A 15,157-nucleotide genomic window follows, 5' to 3' on the forward strand; every position below is an offset into this window, starting at 1 on the left:
CGCCGGGGGGCTGAGGCCCCGGCGGATCAGCTCGAATAGAGGTTGCAGGTCAGCCGCGTTGCCGCTGGCGACGGGTTGTAGAGCTGCGCGAAATCGCGCCGGTCGCGGACGATGAACGACGCGATGTAGTTCAGCCGCGCCGGCGCGGTCAGCCACGTGCCGAACAGCGGGCGCGTCAGATAGTTGATTTCGACAAACATCACGCCCGAGGCAGCCGGCGCGTTGACCTGTCCGCCGACAGGACCCATGCCGGTGGGCGCGAGCGTCCCGTCATTGCCGACCGTCGCATCGGTGCCGTCGGTCGTCGTGGTGGTGCCGTGGCTCGAATTATAGGCGCTGTCGGCTCCCAAGCTCCCTTTCAGCCCGAGACAGCGTTGCCAGTGGATCCGCTGGACTGGCGCTGTGTCATAGGTTTGCTGGACGTTTTCCAGGCTGGACAGGATGATCCGGCCGTTGGTGGTCAGGTTGATGCTGGCGCCCTGATAGCGCGCGGCCTGCAGCACATCGTTGATATCGACTTCGCGCAACTGTTGCGTCGAGAGCGTGCTGTAGGTGCCGACGCGCGACGCATTGTCAGCGAGATTGAGCGCGATCTGGCTGATCCGCAAATTGAGCAGGGCGAGGTTCGACACCTCCAGCCCATAGGCGCCGAGGCCCATGACAATGGGCAGCGCAAAGGCGAATTCGAGCAGCGCAAGGCCGCTGCGATCGCGGGCAAGGCTGCGCAACGCATGTTTGCGGGAGAAGCGGCGGGGTAGCATTTTCATGTGCAGATCGTCGTGCTGGCGGTGGTGACTTGGGTCGCGTAGGGCTGATTTTTCAGCAGCGTCGTCGCGCTGATCGTTTGCGTGGCCGGCCAGCCGAACAGGCCCGCCACGGGAAAAAGCCGCCGATAGGTCATGGTCATGGTGTAGAGCGTCACGGCACTAGCGCCGCCCTGGCCGGTGCTGCCTGGGTCGGCATCCCAACTGCCATTGCCGTTCATATCGGTGAAGCATTCGCCCGCGTTGCGCACGCCGTTGCCGTTGGTGTCGGTGAAGGGCTCGGGTGCGACTTCGGCAAAGCTGTCATAACTTTTGCGCGTTGGGACGAAGGTTGCGGCGGGGGCAATCTGGCGCGCGATCGTCTGGACGGTGCCGTCGATCGTGCTGATGTTGGCAGCGCCACCCTCGATGCCCGAATCGCGCGCAGCTTTCTGCACCGCGCCGTTTAGTACCGACTGCGCATAGACCTGATACAGCAAGTCCCCCAGGCCCATCATCAACAGCATCATCACCGGGGCGACGATGGCGAATTCGATAATGGTCGCGCCGCGCCGGTCGCGCCGCAGACGTGCGAGGAGGTGCGCGATCATCGCGTGAGCCGCAGCATCGCCAGCCGCCGCGCAATGCTGGCGAAGGCGGTGGACAGGCCGGTGCCATCGGCCGAGGCGAGCGCCTGTGTCGATGTGGTTGCGCACGACGTCAGCTCGGTATTTGCGCTAGTGTCGATAGAAACCGTCCAGACGTCGATATTGCGGGCCTTGGCGGCCGAGCAAATCGCAAGGAAGCGGGCATTGTGAAGGGTTTTGAGGGTCGCGGAAGAAGATGAGCCGGAATTGGACACGCGTTTGTCGAACGCCTCCACGCCGTACATGCTGTAGGCGGTGTTCGACGGGGCCATGTCGCCATCCGTCAGAAAGACGATGACGCGGTTGGGGGTGAGGCGATTGGGCCATGCTGCGGTGTCGCTTGCCCACGGCCCGTCCGGAGCGATCAGGCGCGTGCCCCAGATCATGCCGGTATCGTGATAGGTGCCGCCCATCGGTACGAAATCCGCCGCGTTGACATAGGCGCTGACTTCGGCGCGCGTCATCACGCCGAGCCGCTTGGCGGGCTTGCCGCACGACACCGCGCCGGCGTTGCGCAAATAGGTGGTCGGGTAGCCCGAGGTGATGCTCGAAGGATTGGAATCCACGCCGTAATTGGGATTGTAGGCGGTATCGTCGCCGTTCGAATAGTCGTTGTTCGAATTGCCCCACCCGTTTCGAGCGTAGGTCAAATCCGCCATGTGCGGCCACCACCGCGTGCTGCCCGACGGGAACAGATCGGGGTTCAGCTCGGACGGAAGGCTGCTGGTCGAGAAGCTCGTCGCGCCGGGGGTGTCGACGCTGGTTTCGACACAGCCGATCCATTGCGAGGTCTGGCCGCGAACCTTGGTTGGATCGATAATGGTGTTGCCCGACACGAGCGAGTTCACGTCGAACGCGACGGGCTTATACTCCCATTGCGGGCCCAGAGTGTTGGTCTTGCTCTCGCACCGGCCGGTGCCGGAATTCCAAGAATCATAGGCCCGCGTGGCTTGGCCGCTTGGCGACGAATAGGTCTTCGCCGTGGTCGGCGTGCGGACCGAGCGATTGCAATTGGCGGACGAGCGGCCGTTGTTGGTGCTGTTCGTCGCGGTCGAAATGACATAGTCGGCGTAGACGCTGCGCGACTGGTAGGTCTGGGTTTCAGAGCCGTTGCCGCCGACCAGATAGCTGGCCGACTTGTCGAGGATCGCCTGCCCGACATTGACCGAGGAGGTGTAGGTCACGAAGCCGTAGCGCACCTTGGTCGATGGATCGGCGTTGGCGGCGAAGGTATCGTAGAAACTGAGCACGGCCGCGCGCAATGCGGCGATGCGCGACCCCGATTTTTCGGTCGTGCCGACGCCGGTCGTGCCGGCATAGCCCGGTACGCCGCTACCCGACGGGCGCGTGTAGGCCACCTTGGCGGCGGCGCTTGCGTAATTGCTGCAGGTCGTATCGCTATCGGACGGCAAACATGCCATCGATCCGGTCGTGTCGAGCACGAACATGATGTCGGTGTCGGCCACGTCGAAGCGGGCCTGGCACGATACGTTGAGCGTGATCGCATTGGTCCCGAACATCTTCGTGATGGTCATTGGCACGGAGGCCGAGGCGGTCCCCGCGACTTGGCTATCGGTGGTGCGGGTTGGCGTGAAGGTGACCGCGCTGCTGTTCATGAAGCCGAGCGTGCCGTTGCCGGGCACGTCCTTCTTGAAATTGTTGGCGAAAAACGCCTGGGCCTGTGCGGTTGCGTTGGAATCCAGCGTCGGGCCGGGATCAACCATGAACTTGCGACCGGCCAGCGCGCCCGCGTCGCATGCTTGCTGCAGCCGCGCCTTGACGACATAGAGACGGCTCATGTCGACCGCCGAGCCTACCAGCCCCGAAAGCGGGATGAGGAACATCGCCATCATGGCGAGCGTATTGCCGCGCACGTCGCGCGCCAGCGAGCGCAGGAATCCGCGCTGCTTGGTCGGCGTTTTCGTTGCTGCCCCCTTCATGTCGCCATGGCCCCGCGGTCAAAATGCAAATCGTTCGGCCTGCGCTATGCGACAGAAAGCCATAACCGGCTTTGAAGGAGCGTGGTTAACGTCGGGTAAGCATCGCGGCGGGGAGCGTGTGCGGTGACCGATCCGGCCGATCCCGAACGCACCCTCGCGCTGTCCTACGCACCGCCGCAGTCGTGCGCCGCGCTCGCCGCGCTGTTCGCGCTCGACGATACGCTGGCGCAAATCCTGCGGACGACGCGTGAGCCACTGGTCGGGCAGATGCGGCTGACCTGGTGGCATCAGGCGCTGTGCGCGCTCGACACCGCGCCGCCGCCGGCGCAACCGGTGTTGCAGGCGCTGGCCGCCGAGGTGCTGCCGCGCGGGGTCAGCGGGGGGGCGCTCGGGCAGATGATCGACGGGTGGGAGGTGCTGCTCGAGGCCGATCCGGTCGCCGAGGCCGATCTGATCGCCCATGCGACAAAACGCGGGGGAGCAGTGTTCGCGTCTGCCGCCATGCTGCTCGGCTGCCCGCCCGGGGACATGGTCGCTGCGGCGGGGGAGGGCTGGGCACTCGCCGATCTGGCGGCGAACCTGAGCGATGCGCAGGTGACGGCGCGCGCCGCGGCGCTGGCTCAGGCCAAGCTTCATGAGGCCATGGCGCGGCGCTGGAGCCGGGCCGGGCGAACGCTCGGCGCGCTGGCACTGATTGCGCGGATGGATCTCGCCGACGGGTCTGCCCCCGGCGCGCCCAAACGGGTCGCGCGTCTCGCCTGGCATCGCCTGACCGGGCGATAGACTTTCGCGAAAGGCACAAGTGCGATAGCCTCTGCCCCGCGATCAGGGGGAGAGGACGCGATGTGGCGGTATCTGGTGGGCGGTCTGGCGACGCTGGCGCTGATCGGGGCGGGAGTTTTGCTGTTCAATCGGAGCGCGCGTTCGGTCGCTGCGCTCCCGGCCGCGCCGCGCGCCGTCGCGCAGACCGCTGAGGACGGTGCGCTCCCCGACAGCGTTCCGCAAGCGAGCGACCGGACGCGCGAGCAGAAGCGCTTCGACCGCTACGACAAGGACCGCAACGGCGCGGTGACGCGCGAGGAGTATCTCGCCAACCGACGCAAGGCCTATGCGCGGCTCGACACCAATCATGATGGCACGCTGTCGTTCGACGAATGGGCGATCAAGGCCGAGACCAAGTTCGCGGTTGCCGACACGGACAAGTCGGGCGCGATGAACACGACCGAATTCGCCACCACGGCGGTGAAGCGCAAGCCCCCGCGGGTGCGGCGCGATTGTCCACCGGCGGGTGCGGCCAAGGCGGAAGCTGCGGGGGAGGGGGAGGAGAGTTAAAGTGTTGCTTGCTTACGGCCACACCCTATCCCGTTCGCCCCGAGCTTGTCGAAGGGCTGCGTGCTCGCCGTCCGGCGCTGCTTATGGAGAGAAGGGCTTCGACAAGCTCAGCCCGGACGGTTTTTGGACCTCAAGCAGGCCATTCACGCCGCGAGCCATACCCCCAGCGCAGTCCGGGCGCGTTCGGTGTACATCTTCTTGCGGTCGGCCTTTTTGGTACGGCCGGTGATCGGCGGGAAGAGGCCGAAATTGACGTTCATCGGCTGATAGGTCTCGGCCACGGCAGCACCGGTGATGTGGTGGAGCAGTGCACCCAGCGCGGTCTCGACCGGGGGTGGGGTCATCGCCGCGCCGCCCAGCTCCGCCGCTGCAAAGCGCCCGGCGAGCAAGCCGATCGCGGCGCTTTCGACATAGCCTTCGCAGCCGGTGATCTGTCCGGCGAAGCGGATGTTGGGCCGTGCCTTCAGCCGCAGCGTTGGATCGAGCAATTCGGGCGAGCGGATGAAGGTGTTGCGGTGCAGCCCTCCCAACCGCGCGAACTCGGCATTTTGCAGGCCGGGAATGGTACGGAACAGGCGGACTTGCTCGGCATGTTTCAGCTTGGTCTGGAAGCCGACGATGTTCCAGAGGGTGCCCGACGCATTGTCCTGCCGCAACTGCACCACCGCATGGGGCCAGCGCCCGGTGCGCGGGTCATCCAGCCCGACGGGCTTCATCGGGCCGTAGCGGAGTGTGTCGACCCCGCGCGCGGCGGCGACCTCGATCGGCATGCAGCCTTCGAAATAGGGGACGTCCTCCCACTCCTTGAACTCTGTCTTCTCGCCCTCCATCAGGCCGGTGTGGAAGGCGAGGTACTCGTCCTTCGTCATCGGGCAGTTGATGTAATCCTTGGTATCGCCCTTGTCCCAGCGCGACGCCATCCAGGCGACATCCATGTCGATGCTGTCGAAATGGACGATCGGGGCGATCGCGTCGAAAAAGGCGAGCGCATCCTTGCCGGTGGCGCCGCCGATCTGGTCGGCGAGCGCGGGGGCGGTGAGCGGGCCGGTCGCGACGATCACCGGGCCGGTGTCGGGGAGGGTATCGATCCGTTCGCGGACGATTTCGATGTTCGGGTGCGCGGTCAGCGCGGCGGTGACGCCGTCCGAAAAGCGATCGCGATCGACCGCCAGCGCGGAGCCGGCCGGGACTTTGTGAATGTCCGCCTCGCGCAGGATCAGCGAGCCGAGCGTGCGCATTTCCTGATGGATCAGCCCAACGGCATTGCTGTCGGCATCGTCCGAGCGGAAGCTGTTCGAACAGACGAGTTCGGCGAGGCCATCGGTCTGGTGCGCCGGGGTCATCTCGCCCGAACCGCGCATTTCGGAGAGCTTTACGCGGAAACCCGCCTCGGCGAGCTGCCATGCGGCTTCCGACCCGGCGAGCCCGCCGCCGATGATGTGGATCTGGTGTGTCATGGCTTGGGCTGTAGCGGGGGTGGGGCGGGGTGGCAAAGGGGCAGCGGGGGGCGGGGACGGCCGAAAGTTGCGAAAGTTGCGCTCGCAAGCGTGGATGCGGCCGGGTGGGTGCGGGCCTTAACCTGATCTATTCACCGGCAGCGTTTCTCAGCCGATGGGTCAGCGCAGGCGTCGTGTAGCCGCAGGCAGGGCGCATGGGTCCCAAGCGCCTGTCTCATCGCGGGTTCACAGTTTGGGGCGGAGTTGATGGGCGGGGTTCGTTTGGCGGCCACTGCCGCATCGATCATGGTCCCGTGGTGCGCAAGTTGAGCGCGATGGATCGGAACAGCGCGGCATCGGGACAGGCGCTTGCGAAGGCGATGCGGATGCGGCTGGTGGTTTCGACGACGCGCGCGGCGACCTTGAGCAGCCGCAGGCGGATGGTCGCGAACTCGGCGGTGCGGAGCGTGGCGGTTGCGGGCATAGCGTGCCGCACGGCCCACATCAGCCAGTAGGCGGCGGTGTGAAGGATGAGCCGCATCTGATTGGCGTTGGCCGAGCAGCAGGAGGTTCGGTCGCTCTTCAGCTGCGTTTTATGCAGCTTGATCAAGTTTTCCGCCTGGCCGCGGGCGCAGTAAAGCGTGTCATAGATCCGTTCAGCGCTGCCCTCGGCAAGCGAGGTGACAACGAGGCGGATGTCGAGGCCGAGGCTGCTCGCCTCGATGCGAGCAACGACGCGACGTTCGGTATTCCCCCAGGTTTTCGCAGCGTAGCGCGTCTCTGCGTAACGCCTTAGTTCGACCAGTCCCTGCAATGCCCGGTCGGTCGCGCAGGCATCGCCTTCCCGAACGATGACGGGATCGGCGTGGAGCGTGCGGTTGCCGGGCAGCCCGAAGATGTAGTCGATTCCGTTCGCCTCGCACCAGGCCATCGGCTCTGGCCGACCGTAATGACCATCGCCGCGCAGCGTGATCCGGGTATCGGGCCAGTGGCGACGGATACGTCGCACGAGCCGGCGAACATGGCCGGCGACTTCCTTGCCCGACGGCGTTTTGCCGGTGCGCAGCAGCATCGCAACCGGCCGCCCGGTAGCGGTGTCGTAGACATGGATCGGCAGGAAGCAGCGCTCGCCGTAGTGGCCGTTCCAGAAAGAGAGCTGCTGCGCGCCGTGTACGACGTCGACGGTATCATCGATGTCGAGCGTCACCGCCGCAGGTGGCACGGGGTAGCTCGCGCAATAAAGGTCGACCAGCGTACCGGTCAGACGGATCAACTCGCGCGTAGTCGGCGCGTTTTCCCACCGGCTCATCGTCGGCTGGCTGGCCAGCCCGAACGGATCACCCGGCAGTTTGCCGAGCGCCAGCTTGAACCCTGGATCATGCCGCAGGGCGTCGAGATCATTGGCGTCTTCATACCCACACGAGATCGCGAGCATGCGGGCGCGCAAGATGTCGGCGACCCGGTGGATCACCCGACCCTGATCGCGCGGATCAGCGATGCAGGCGGCGAGCCGATCCGCGATCCCCAACCGCCGCTCGGCCTGTGCGAGCAGTAGCACGCCGCCGTCCGACGTCAGCCGACCGCCGTCGAACGCGGCGGTGATTTTTCGACCACGAATGGCTGGGAAGGTGAAGGAGAACCCACTATCGTCGGCCATGGCGGTCGTGGCACTTTCTGTCTGGAGCAGAGGGATGGCGTAAGCACCCTTTCTCTACTCCAAACCAAAGACTTAGACCACGATCGCCACCACCGATTATCGCTCCCGATGAATAATCCGGGTTAAAGTCACACGAGTCGCACTATCGGCGGTGGTTTCGGGTGGCACCGATTGCGGAGTTTATCGAGAGTTTCAAAGAGCGGACGGCCCCGAGGCTGACAGATCGACGGTGTGTAGGACAGGGGGTGTATCCGTTCTTCAAGTGGTTTGCGGAACCTCCGCAATCCTGCCAAAATGACGGAAGATGTACTTTTGGGAAGTGTGAGCAGCGACCGTGAAGAGTGTCATTGACCAACAAGGCTCAGACAATGTTCGTTGGTTTGTCCCGGGCGAAATATACGAGGATTGCGCCTACCATCCGTGTCTTTGCGTCAGTGTTGATCAAGACGGCGACGAGATTTGGGGTATATCGCTTATCGATGGTTCTCACCCACGAGCATGCAGCCTGCGCCATTGTGGTGTGATTAAACTGACAGTTGATCAGGCATGGCATATAAAGCTGCGATACATCGCAAAGATGGAGGGGCGTCAGGGGCGCGCTGAGGAAATGAGGATAAGATGGTGGGAGGGCTGACGAGCTTGCTGTAGCGTCCGCAAGTGAGCGGAGCCGGCCCCGTCCAGTTCTCCGCTCACCCCTTCCTCACCGCCACACCTCCGGAAACACCAGCCGCTCCTGCGCGGCCACCTCTGGCGCGGCATCGGCGATGCGGTGGGCGAGGATGCCTAGCCGCCGGACCGGCACCGCTGGATAGAGATGATGTTCGAGGTGAAGGAACATGTTGTAGGTCGCGACATTGACCAGGGTGGAGCGCTGTGTGCGGGCGATGTCGTCCTCGGCGCAATCGTGGTGGGTGATCCAGACGGCGAACAGAGCGGTGAGGCACTGCGCGACCAGCATCGCGGCGACGTGGTAGAGCAGGACCGGGTGCAGCGTGATGAGCGCGGCGGCGATGACGGCGAGGTTGAGCGCGAAATCGATCCGCATCCGGCGGCGCAAGGCGGGCGTGCCGTGCCGCCACGCATCGGCGTGGTTGCGTAAGGGGAAGCGCGGGCCTTCGCGCAGGACTTGCCAGAAGGTCATGCGGCCGCACGCGCCTTCGGTGTCCTCCACCGTGCCGAGGTGGCGGTGGTGGCGCAAATGGTTGAAGGCGACGGCGTTGTTCGAGCCGAGCATGACCGCGCTGAGTGCGTGCATCACGATCCGGTGCGTGCGCCTGGTGAAGCCGAGATTGCCGTGGATCGCCTCGTGATTGAGCCGAAGTGCTGTCAGGAAGAGCATGAAGGACGCCGCCGCGGCGAGCGGCCATAGCCCCATCGCCGCGAGGCCCCAGCTCGCCGCCAGCCACGGCAGCGGGTGGAGGCATTCGACCAGCCCGTCGCGCGGGCGCATCCCGACAAGATCGCGCCATTCCACTGTGCCGAGGCGGTGGCGGTAGGTTGCGACGGTCTGCATGCCCATGATCTGCACTCCCTGTTATGTTCAGAGCGGTTTGTGATTCCACCGGCTCACCTCACCCCGTTCGTGCTGAGCCTGTCGAAGCACAGTATGCCTCGATCGGGCCAGTCGCTCGTGGCACGGGCCCTTCGACAGGCTCAGGGCGAACGGGGCATGGGGATTGGCCAGTTCACAAATTGCTCAAGCTCACCGCGTGATCCGCTCGTCGGTGCGGGTGCTGTGTGCGGCGGCGAGCGGGCGGGTTTCGAGCCAGCCGCTGACCTTGCGGCCGAAGCGCGCGATCGCGCCCATGTTGAAGAAGTGCATCGCGCCGAGCACGAGCACCGCGAGGCCGACCTTGCTGCTGAGGAAGCGCATCGCACCGGTGAGCGTGGTCGGTTCGTTGCCGAGGCTGAGCGTCAGCGTGATGAAGCCGATATTGACGAGGTAGAAGCCGACCACGAGCAAATGGTTGGTGGACCTGGCCAGCGTCTCATTCTGGCCGAAGCATTGGATGAGGAACACCACGCCATTCTTCGACAGCGTGCGCGCGACCCAGATCGTGATGGCGAGGGTGATTGCGAGATAGAGGAGGTAGGCGGTCTCGACCATGATAAACTCCTGTGACTGTTGTTTCTGTAAAAACTGAAATAGAGCGGCGTGGCTTGAGCGTGGTACCAATACTATGCCGCACCATATTCCGTTCGCCCTGAGCCTGTCGAAGGGCAGCGCGCCACACGTACGGCCTAGCTTGTGGCGAGCAGGGCTTCGACAGGCTCAGCCCGAACGGGGTTAGGGCTGCGTCAAAGTTACAGCGCGATGTCATAAGGTGGAGGAGGGGCGCGTTGCATCGGTTCAGCCCTTTTGTTTCCCGCCGGGGATGAAGCGCGCGACCTTGCCGCCCAGCTTCATCAGCGTGACGAGCGTGGATTTGGGGAGCACCTTGACCTGTTCGTACCAGGTGCCGAGCGTGGCGAGGAATTCGTGCATCCGCACCACGCGGTCGCGCAGATAGGCGGGGGCGGCGGGATCGGCCTTGAGCCGCTCGGACAGTTCGGCCAAGAGCGCGATGGTCGGGTCGATCTCGCGGCGTTTGCGCTCGGCGACGATGCGCATGAGCATTTCCCACAGATCGCCCTCGGCGACGAAATGGTCGCGCCGGTCGCCCTCGACATGGACGCGGCGGACGATGCCGTAGCCCTGCAACTCCTTGAGCGCGGTCGAGACGTTGGAGCGGGCGAGTCCGAGCGCCTCGACGATCGCCTCGGCATCGACCGGCTTTTCGGAGAGATAGAGCAACGCATGGACTTGCGCGACCGAGCGGTTGACGCCCCAATGCGTGCCCATCTCGCCCCAGTGGAGGATGAAGGCTTTGGCGTCGGGATGGTCGAGCAAGGTCACCGGATACTCCAATTTCTGTAAAAACAGAAATAACAGGATTTGTGGGGGAGTCAATTCTCGTTGGGTAATCCACCCCGGCGGAGGCCGGGGCCCAGTTACGCAGGTTTCAGGGAGAGAGCGCAGCGCGTCTTTCCCGACGTTTCGCTACTGGGCCCCGGCCTTCGCCGGGGTGGAGCGCGCCGGGGTGGAGCGTTGGGGATGGAGCACTTGCCGTGCTGCGCTGCTTGGGACATCCCATCGCTATGACCCACCGCATACCCAACCCCGCTCTGTTCCTCGCCGCCTTGGTCGCTGGCCTCAGCTATTGGGCGGCGAGCCATATCCTGCCCGCCGGAGCGGTGCTGGCGGCGTGGAAGGGGGCGGGCGTCGCATTGCTCGCGGTGTGGGCGTTCGTGTCCGCGCCGACGACCGCTGGACGGTGGATCGCGCTCGTTCTCGCGTTCGGCGCGTTGGGCGATGTGTTGCTGGAGACGTCGGGGCTGACGGTCGGAGCGGTGGCGTTTCTGATCGGGCATGTGCTCGCGACTGCCCTGTATTGGAGCAACCGCCGCACGGCGCGCGATGGGACGACGCCGGCGATTCTGCTGATGCTCGGCGTGCCGCTGACGGCTTATGCTGTGTCGGGCAGCCCGGGCGTGCTGCTCTATGCGCTGGCGCTCGGCGCGATGGCGGCGACGGCGTGGATCAGCCGCTTCCCGCGCAGTCAGGTCGGGGCGGGGGCGGTGTTGTTCGCGCTGTCCGATTTGCTGATCTTCGCGCGGATGGGGCCGCTGGCCGGATCGATCGTGCCCGATCTGCTTGTCTGGCCGTTATACCTGGCCGGACAGGCGATGATCGCGGTCGGGGTGGTGACGAGCGAGCGCGCGCGATGAAGATTTTCACGATCGGGTATGAAGCGGCCACGATGGCCGATTTCCTCGCCGCGCTGACGCGGGCGGGGGTGCAGCGCGTGATCGACGTGCGAGCGTTGCCGCTGTCACGGCGCCCGGGGTTTTCGAAGACATCGCTCGCGGCATCGCTGGCCGCGGCGGGGATCGGCTATGTGCATCTGAAGGCGCTCGGCACGCCCAAGCGCGGGCGGGACGCCGCAAAGAAGGGCGATGTGGAGACGCTCGAGGCGGTCTATGCCGACCAGCTCGAACTGCCCGAAGCGCAGGCGCAGGCGGCGCAGATGCTGGCCTTGGCGGCGGAGCTGCCGAGCGCCTTGCTATGCTATGAGCGTGACCCGCGACATTGCCACCGCACGCTGTTGCTGGCGGCGGAGGGGCAGGGGGCGGAGGTTGTGGATCTGTATGTGTAGCGCTTACCCAGCGACGGGCAGTTTCACCATGCCGTCGGCATCGCGTTCGAGCGGCCCATAGGCGATCACCGTCTCCAGCAGGAGCGGCCCGCCATAGAGGTGTGGGAAGAGCTGTCCGCCGCGCGATTCCTCCCATTTCAGGCCCGCGCCGAACGACCCGAGATCGATCGCCACTACATGCAAGTCACTCTGTCCGGCGAAATGCTTGTCGACCGTTTCAGTCAATTGTTCGGCAGTCGACAGGTGGATGTAGCCATCAGCAAGATCGATCGCCGCGCCGGCGAAACTGGCGTCGTGTTCCAGCGTCACCATCTGGTCGGCGGTCAGCACTTTGTAGGCGGTGGTGGGAAAGTCGGTCATTCGCCGTTTTCCGGGCCGGCCGCACTGTCATCGCTTGTATCGGCGGTGTCGTCGGGTGCGAGCTCGACCGCAGTCAGGTCGCGGACGTCGGCCTCGGCCTCGCCTTCGGCTTCCTCGATCCGTGCGGCCGAGACGACATGCTCGTTCTTGCCCACGTCAAACAGCTTCACGCCCGCCGAATTGCGCCCGATGACGCGCATCGAACCGAGCGTCGTGCGGATCACCTTCGCCTGATCGGTTACCAGCATCAGTTGATGGCCCTTGGTCGCGGCGAAGCTTGCGACGACGGGGCCGTTACGCGGAATGTTGTCGATGTTGGTGATGCCCTGGCCACCGCGACCGGTGCGGCGATAGTCATAGGCCGAGGACAGTTTGCCATAGCCGTTCGCGCAGACCGTGAGGATGAACTGCTCGCGCTCCATCAACTCCTGGTAGCGCGCCGGATCCATGTTCGGCTCGCCCTCCCGCTCCTTCCACGGAGCGAAGCGGAGATAATCCTCGCGCTCTTCCGGCGTCGCGCCGACGCGGTGGAGGATCGAGAGCGAGATCACGGCATCGTCGCCCTTGAGCAACATCCCGCGCACGCCGGTCGAATTGCGGCTCTGGAATTCGCGGACTTCGTCGGCGGCGAAGCGGATCGCCTTGCCCGCGCGGGTGGCGAGCAGCACGTCGTCGTCGGAGCTCAGCAAGGCAACGCCGATCAGGCGATCGTCCTCGTCGATCCCTTCGAACTTCATCGCGATCTTGCCGGCGGTGGGGACGTTGGTGAAGGCGTCCATAGAATTGCGCCGCACGCTGCCGCCCGCGGTCGCGAACATAACGTGGAGCTTGGCCCATTCGGCCTCGTCCTCGGGGAGCGCAAGCACGGTCGAGATCGTCTCGCCCTCGGCCAGCGGCAGCAGATTGATCATCGGCCGGCCGCGCGTCGCGGCACCGCCCTCGGGCAGCTTCCAGACCTTCATTCGGTACACTTTGCCGAGCGTCGAGAAGAACAGCACCGGCGTGTGCGTGCTCGTCACGAACAGATTGGTGACCGCATCCGCATCCTTGGTCGCCATGCCGGCGCGGCCCTTACCGCCGCGCGCTTGCGAGCGGAAGGTGTCGAGCGTGGTGCGCTTGATATAGCCCTGCATCGTCACGGTGACGACCATGTCCTCGCGCTCGATCAGATCTTCGTCGTCGATGCCGTCGGCGGCGGCGGCGATGTCGGTTTTGCGCGGGGTTGCGAATTCCTTGCGCACCGCGACGAGTTCGTCGCGCATCACGGCGTACAGTTTGGCGCGGTCGCCGAGGATGGCGAGCAGTTCGGAGATCGAATCGGCCAGCCCCTGCAACTCGTTGCCAATCTCGTCGCGCCCGAGCGCGGTAAGGCGATGGAGGCGCAGATCGAGGATCGCGCGGACTTGCAGTTCGGACAGGCGGTACGTGTCGCCAGTGACCTCGGCTTCGACCGCCTCGACGAGTTTGATGTAGGGCGCGATCTCGGCGACCGGCCATTCGCGCGAGATCAGCGCTTCGCGCGCTGCCGCTGGGCTGGACGAGCCGCGGATCATGCGGACGACTTCGTCGAGATTGGTGACCGCGATGACGAGGCCGAGCAACAAATGCGCCCGCTCGCGTGCCTTGGCGAGTTCGAACTTCGAACGCCGCGTGATCACTTCCTCGCGGAAGACGACGAACGCGGTGATGATGTCGCGCAGGTTGAGCAATTCGGGGCGTCCGCCGCGAATCGCCAGCATATTCGCCGGGAAGGACGATTGCGCCGGGGTGTGCCGCCAAAGCTGGTTGAGCACGACTTCGGGGGTCGCGTCGCGCTTCAGATCGATCACGATGCGCACGCCGAGACGGCTCGATTCGTCGCGAATGTCGCTGACGCCTTCGATGCGCTTGTCCTTGGCGGCTTCGGCGATCTTTTCGACCAGGCCGTTTTTGCCGGTCTGGAACGGGATTTCTGTGAGCACGATCGAACGCCGATCGCCGCGGCCTTCCTCGACGACGTAGCGCGAGCGGATAATGATCGAGCCGCGCCCGGTTTCATAAGCCGAGCGTGCGCCCGCCTTGCCCAGGATGATCGCGCCGGTCGGGAAATCGGGACCAGGGACGATTTCGAGCAGTTCCTCGTCGCTCGGCACTTCACGCGCGCCGGTGCGCGAATCGATGATCGCGAGCGTCGCGTCGATCACTTCGCCGAGATTGTGCGGCGGGATGTTGGTCGCCATGCCGACGGCGATGCCGCCAGCGCCATTGACGAGCAAATTGGGGAAACGCGCGGGCAGGACGGCGGGCTCGCGCTCCGACCCGTCGTAATTGGGGATGAAATCGACCGTATCCTTGTCGATATCCTCGAGCAGCGACCCTGCGACCTTGGCGAGACGCGCCTCGGTATAGCGCATCGCGGCGGCTTTATCGGGGTCCATCGAGCCGAAATTGCCCTGGCCGTCGATCAGCGGCACGCGCATCGACCAGTCCTGGCTCATGCGAACCAAGGCTTCGTAGATCGAGCTGTCGCCGTGCGGATGGTATTTACCCATCGTGTCACCGACGATGCGGGCGCATTTGCGGTACGGACGGTTGTAGAGGAAACCGCTTTCCGACGCCGACCACAGGATGCGGCGGTGGACGGGCTTCAGGCCGTCACGGACATCGGGCAGTGCGCGCGCGACGATGACGCTCATCGCATAGTCGAGATAGCTCGACTTCATCTCGTCGACGATCGAGATGGGAGCAATATCGGAAGGGTCGGCGAGCACGATCTCGTCGGTCAATTTGCGGTGCCTTCGGCTGTGTTACGGGAATGCGACAACCCTAGCCGAGCGCGGGCGCGAATGCCAGCCCCACGCGCATTG

The 15,157-nt window shown here is 64.9% G+C and carries 14 protein-coding genes; 4 read left to right on the top strand and 10 right to left on the bottom strand.

Features of this window, described 5'->3' with window-relative positions; translation table 11 throughout:
• Nucleotides 1-26 precede the first annotated feature (26 nt).
• The 3 genes from HMP06_RS02845 to HMP06_RS02855 are packed head-to-tail and all read right to left on the bottom strand — an operon-like array spanning nt 27 to nt 3,330.
• Nucleotides 27-767, bottom strand: coding sequence for a TadE/TadG family type IV pilus assembly protein (locus HMP06_RS02845; RefSeq protein ID WP_232089843.1), 741 nt, complete (start codon nt 765-767; stop codon nt 27-29).
• Complete coding sequence (locus tag HMP06_RS02850) at nt 764-1,354, bottom strand: TadE family protein (RefSeq protein ID WP_176495737.1); 591 nt, start codon at nt 1,352-1,354, stop codon at nt 764-766. Before HMP06_RS02850 ends, HMP06_RS02845 begins: the two co-directional genes overlap by 4 nt.
• Nucleotides 1,351-3,330, bottom strand: coding sequence for a TadE/TadG family type IV pilus assembly protein (locus tag HMP06_RS02855; RefSeq protein ID WP_176495738.1), 1,980 nt, complete (start codon nt 3,328-3,330; stop codon nt 1,351-1,353). The genes HMP06_RS02850 and HMP06_RS02855 overlap by 4 nt, the downstream gene beginning before the upstream one ends.
• 123 nt (nt 3,331-3,453) lie before the next feature.
• Here HMP06_RS02855 and HMP06_RS02860 point away from each other — a divergent pair, with 123 nt between their 5' ends.
• Together HMP06_RS02860 and HMP06_RS02865 are read left to right on the top strand one after the other, a co-directional pair.
• Nucleotides 3,454-4,113, top strand: coding sequence for a squalene/phytoene synthase family protein (locus HMP06_RS02860; protein ID WP_176495739.1), 660 nt, complete (start codon nt 3,454-3,456; stop codon nt 4,111-4,113).
• A 60-nt stretch (nt 4,114-4,173) separates the two neighbouring features.
• Nucleotides 4,174-4,662 (top strand): EF-hand domain-containing protein, encoded by a 489-nt coding sequence (locus HMP06_RS02865; RefSeq protein WP_176495740.1) that lies wholly within the window; start codon nt 4,174-4,176, stop codon nt 4,660-4,662.
• Nucleotides 4,663-4,805: 143 nt separating this feature from the next.
• Here HMP06_RS02865 and trmFO read toward each other — a convergent pair whose 3' ends face one another.
• From trmFO to HMP06_RS02890, 5 genes are all read right to left on the bottom strand, one after another.
• The gene (gene trmFO / locus HMP06_RS02870; protein ID WP_176495741.1) at nt 4,806-6,119 is read right to left on the bottom strand and encodes a methylenetetrahydrofolate--tRNA-(uracil(54)-C(5))-methyltransferase (FADH(2)-oxidizing) TrmFO; all 1,314 of its coding nucleotides are present in this window, start codon (nt 6,117-6,119) and stop codon (nt 4,806-4,808) included.
• A 283-nt stretch (nt 6,120-6,402) separates the two neighbouring features.
• Complete coding sequence (locus tag HMP06_RS02875; RefSeq protein WP_176495742.1) at nt 6,403-7,755, bottom strand: IS1380 family transposase; 1,353 nt, start codon at nt 7,753-7,755, stop codon at nt 6,403-6,405.
• Nucleotides 7,756-8,455: 700 nt separating this feature from the next.
• Complete coding sequence (locus tag HMP06_RS02880) at nt 8,456-9,274, bottom strand: fatty acid desaturase family protein (RefSeq protein WP_176495743.1); 819 nt, start codon at nt 9,272-9,274, stop codon at nt 8,456-8,458.
• Between the two features lie 183 nt (nt 9,275-9,457).
• Nucleotides 9,458-9,862, bottom strand: a complete 405-nt coding sequence (locus HMP06_RS02885; protein WP_176495744.1) for a hypothetical protein — start codon at nt 9,860-9,862, stop codon at nt 9,458-9,460.
• A 243-nt stretch (nt 9,863-10,105) separates the two neighbouring features.
• The gene (locus HMP06_RS02890; protein WP_176495745.1) at nt 10,106-10,651 is read right to left on the bottom strand and encodes a GbsR/MarR family transcriptional regulator; all 546 of its coding nucleotides are present in this window, start codon (nt 10,649-10,651) and stop codon (nt 10,106-10,108) included.
• A gap of 242 nt (nt 10,652-10,893) precedes the next feature.
• Here HMP06_RS02890 and HMP06_RS02895 point away from each other — a divergent pair, with 242 nt between their 5' ends.
• Complete coding sequence (locus tag HMP06_RS02895) at nt 10,894-11,523, top strand: lysoplasmalogenase family protein (protein WP_176495746.1); 630 nt, start codon at nt 10,894-10,896, stop codon at nt 11,521-11,523.
• Nucleotides 11,520-11,951 (top strand): DUF488 domain-containing protein, encoded by a 432-nt coding sequence (locus HMP06_RS02900; protein ID WP_176495747.1) that lies wholly within the window; start codon nt 11,520-11,522, stop codon nt 11,949-11,951. Before HMP06_RS02895 ends, HMP06_RS02900 begins: the two co-directional genes overlap by 4 nt.
• 3 nt (nt 11,952-11,954) lie before the next feature.
• On the opposite strand, the gene HMP06_RS02905 is transcribed toward HMP06_RS02900, so the two are convergent.
• The gene (locus HMP06_RS02905) at nt 11,955-12,311 is read right to left on the bottom strand and encodes a DUF952 domain-containing protein (protein ID WP_176495748.1); all 357 of its coding nucleotides are present in this window, start codon (nt 12,309-12,311) and stop codon (nt 11,955-11,957) included.
• Nucleotides 12,308-15,076, bottom strand: coding sequence for a DNA gyrase subunit A (gyrA, locus tag HMP06_RS02910; RefSeq protein ID WP_176495749.1), 2,769 nt, complete (start codon nt 15,074-15,076; stop codon nt 12,308-12,310). Before gyrA ends, HMP06_RS02905 begins: the two co-directional genes overlap by 4 nt.
• Between the last annotated feature and the right edge of the window lie 81 nt (nt 15,077-15,157).

Origin of the sequence: Sphingomonas sp. HMP6, from assembly GCF_013374095.1 — a bacterium.
In the GTDB taxonomy this organism is placed as follows: domain Bacteria; phylum Pseudomonadota; class Alphaproteobacteria; order Sphingomonadales; family Sphingomonadaceae; genus Sphingomonas.

What these genes read in the sequence shown, in the direction of transcription:
- HMP06_RS02850 (WP_176495737.1), bottom strand. Translation starts at nt 1,354, where the DNA reads ATGATCGCGCACCTCCTCGCACGTCTGCGGCGCGACCGGCGCGGCGCG.
- HMP06_RS02845 (WP_232089843.1), bottom strand. Translation starts at nt 767, where the DNA reads ATGAAAATGCTACCCCGCCGCTTCTCCCGCAAACATGCGTTGCGCAGC.
- HMP06_RS02880 (WP_176495743.1), bottom strand. Translation starts at nt 9,274, where the DNA reads ATGGGCATGCAGACCGTCGCAACCTACCGCCACCGCCTCGGCACAGTG.
- trmFO (WP_176495741.1), bottom strand. Translation starts at nt 6,119, where the DNA reads ATGACACACCAGATCCACATCATCGGCGGCGGGCTCGCCGGGTCGGAA.
- HMP06_RS02855 (WP_176495738.1), bottom strand. Translation starts at nt 3,330, where the DNA reads ATGAAGGGGGCAGCAACGAAAACGCCGACCAAGCAGCGCGGATTCCTG.
- HMP06_RS02895 (WP_176495746.1), top strand. Translation starts at nt 10,894, where the DNA reads ATGACCCACCGCATACCCAACCCCGCTCTGTTCCTCGCCGCCTTGGTC.
- HMP06_RS02900 (WP_176495747.1), top strand. Translation starts at nt 11,520, where the DNA reads ATGAAGATTTTCACGATCGGGTATGAAGCGGCCACGATGGCCGATTTC.
- HMP06_RS02865 (WP_176495740.1), top strand. Translation starts at nt 4,174, where the DNA reads ATGTGGCGGTATCTGGTGGGCGGTCTGGCGACGCTGGCGCTGATCGGG.
- HMP06_RS02885 (WP_176495744.1), bottom strand. Translation starts at nt 9,862, where the DNA reads ATGGTCGAGACCGCCTACCTCCTCTATCTCGCAATCACCCTCGCCATC.
- HMP06_RS02875 (WP_176495742.1), bottom strand. Translation starts at nt 7,755, where the DNA reads ATGGCCGACGATAGTGGGTTCTCCTTCACCTTCCCAGCCATTCGTGGT.
- HMP06_RS02905 (WP_176495748.1), bottom strand. Translation starts at nt 12,311, where the DNA reads ATGACCGACTTTCCCACCACCGCCTACAAAGTGCTGACCGCCGACCAG.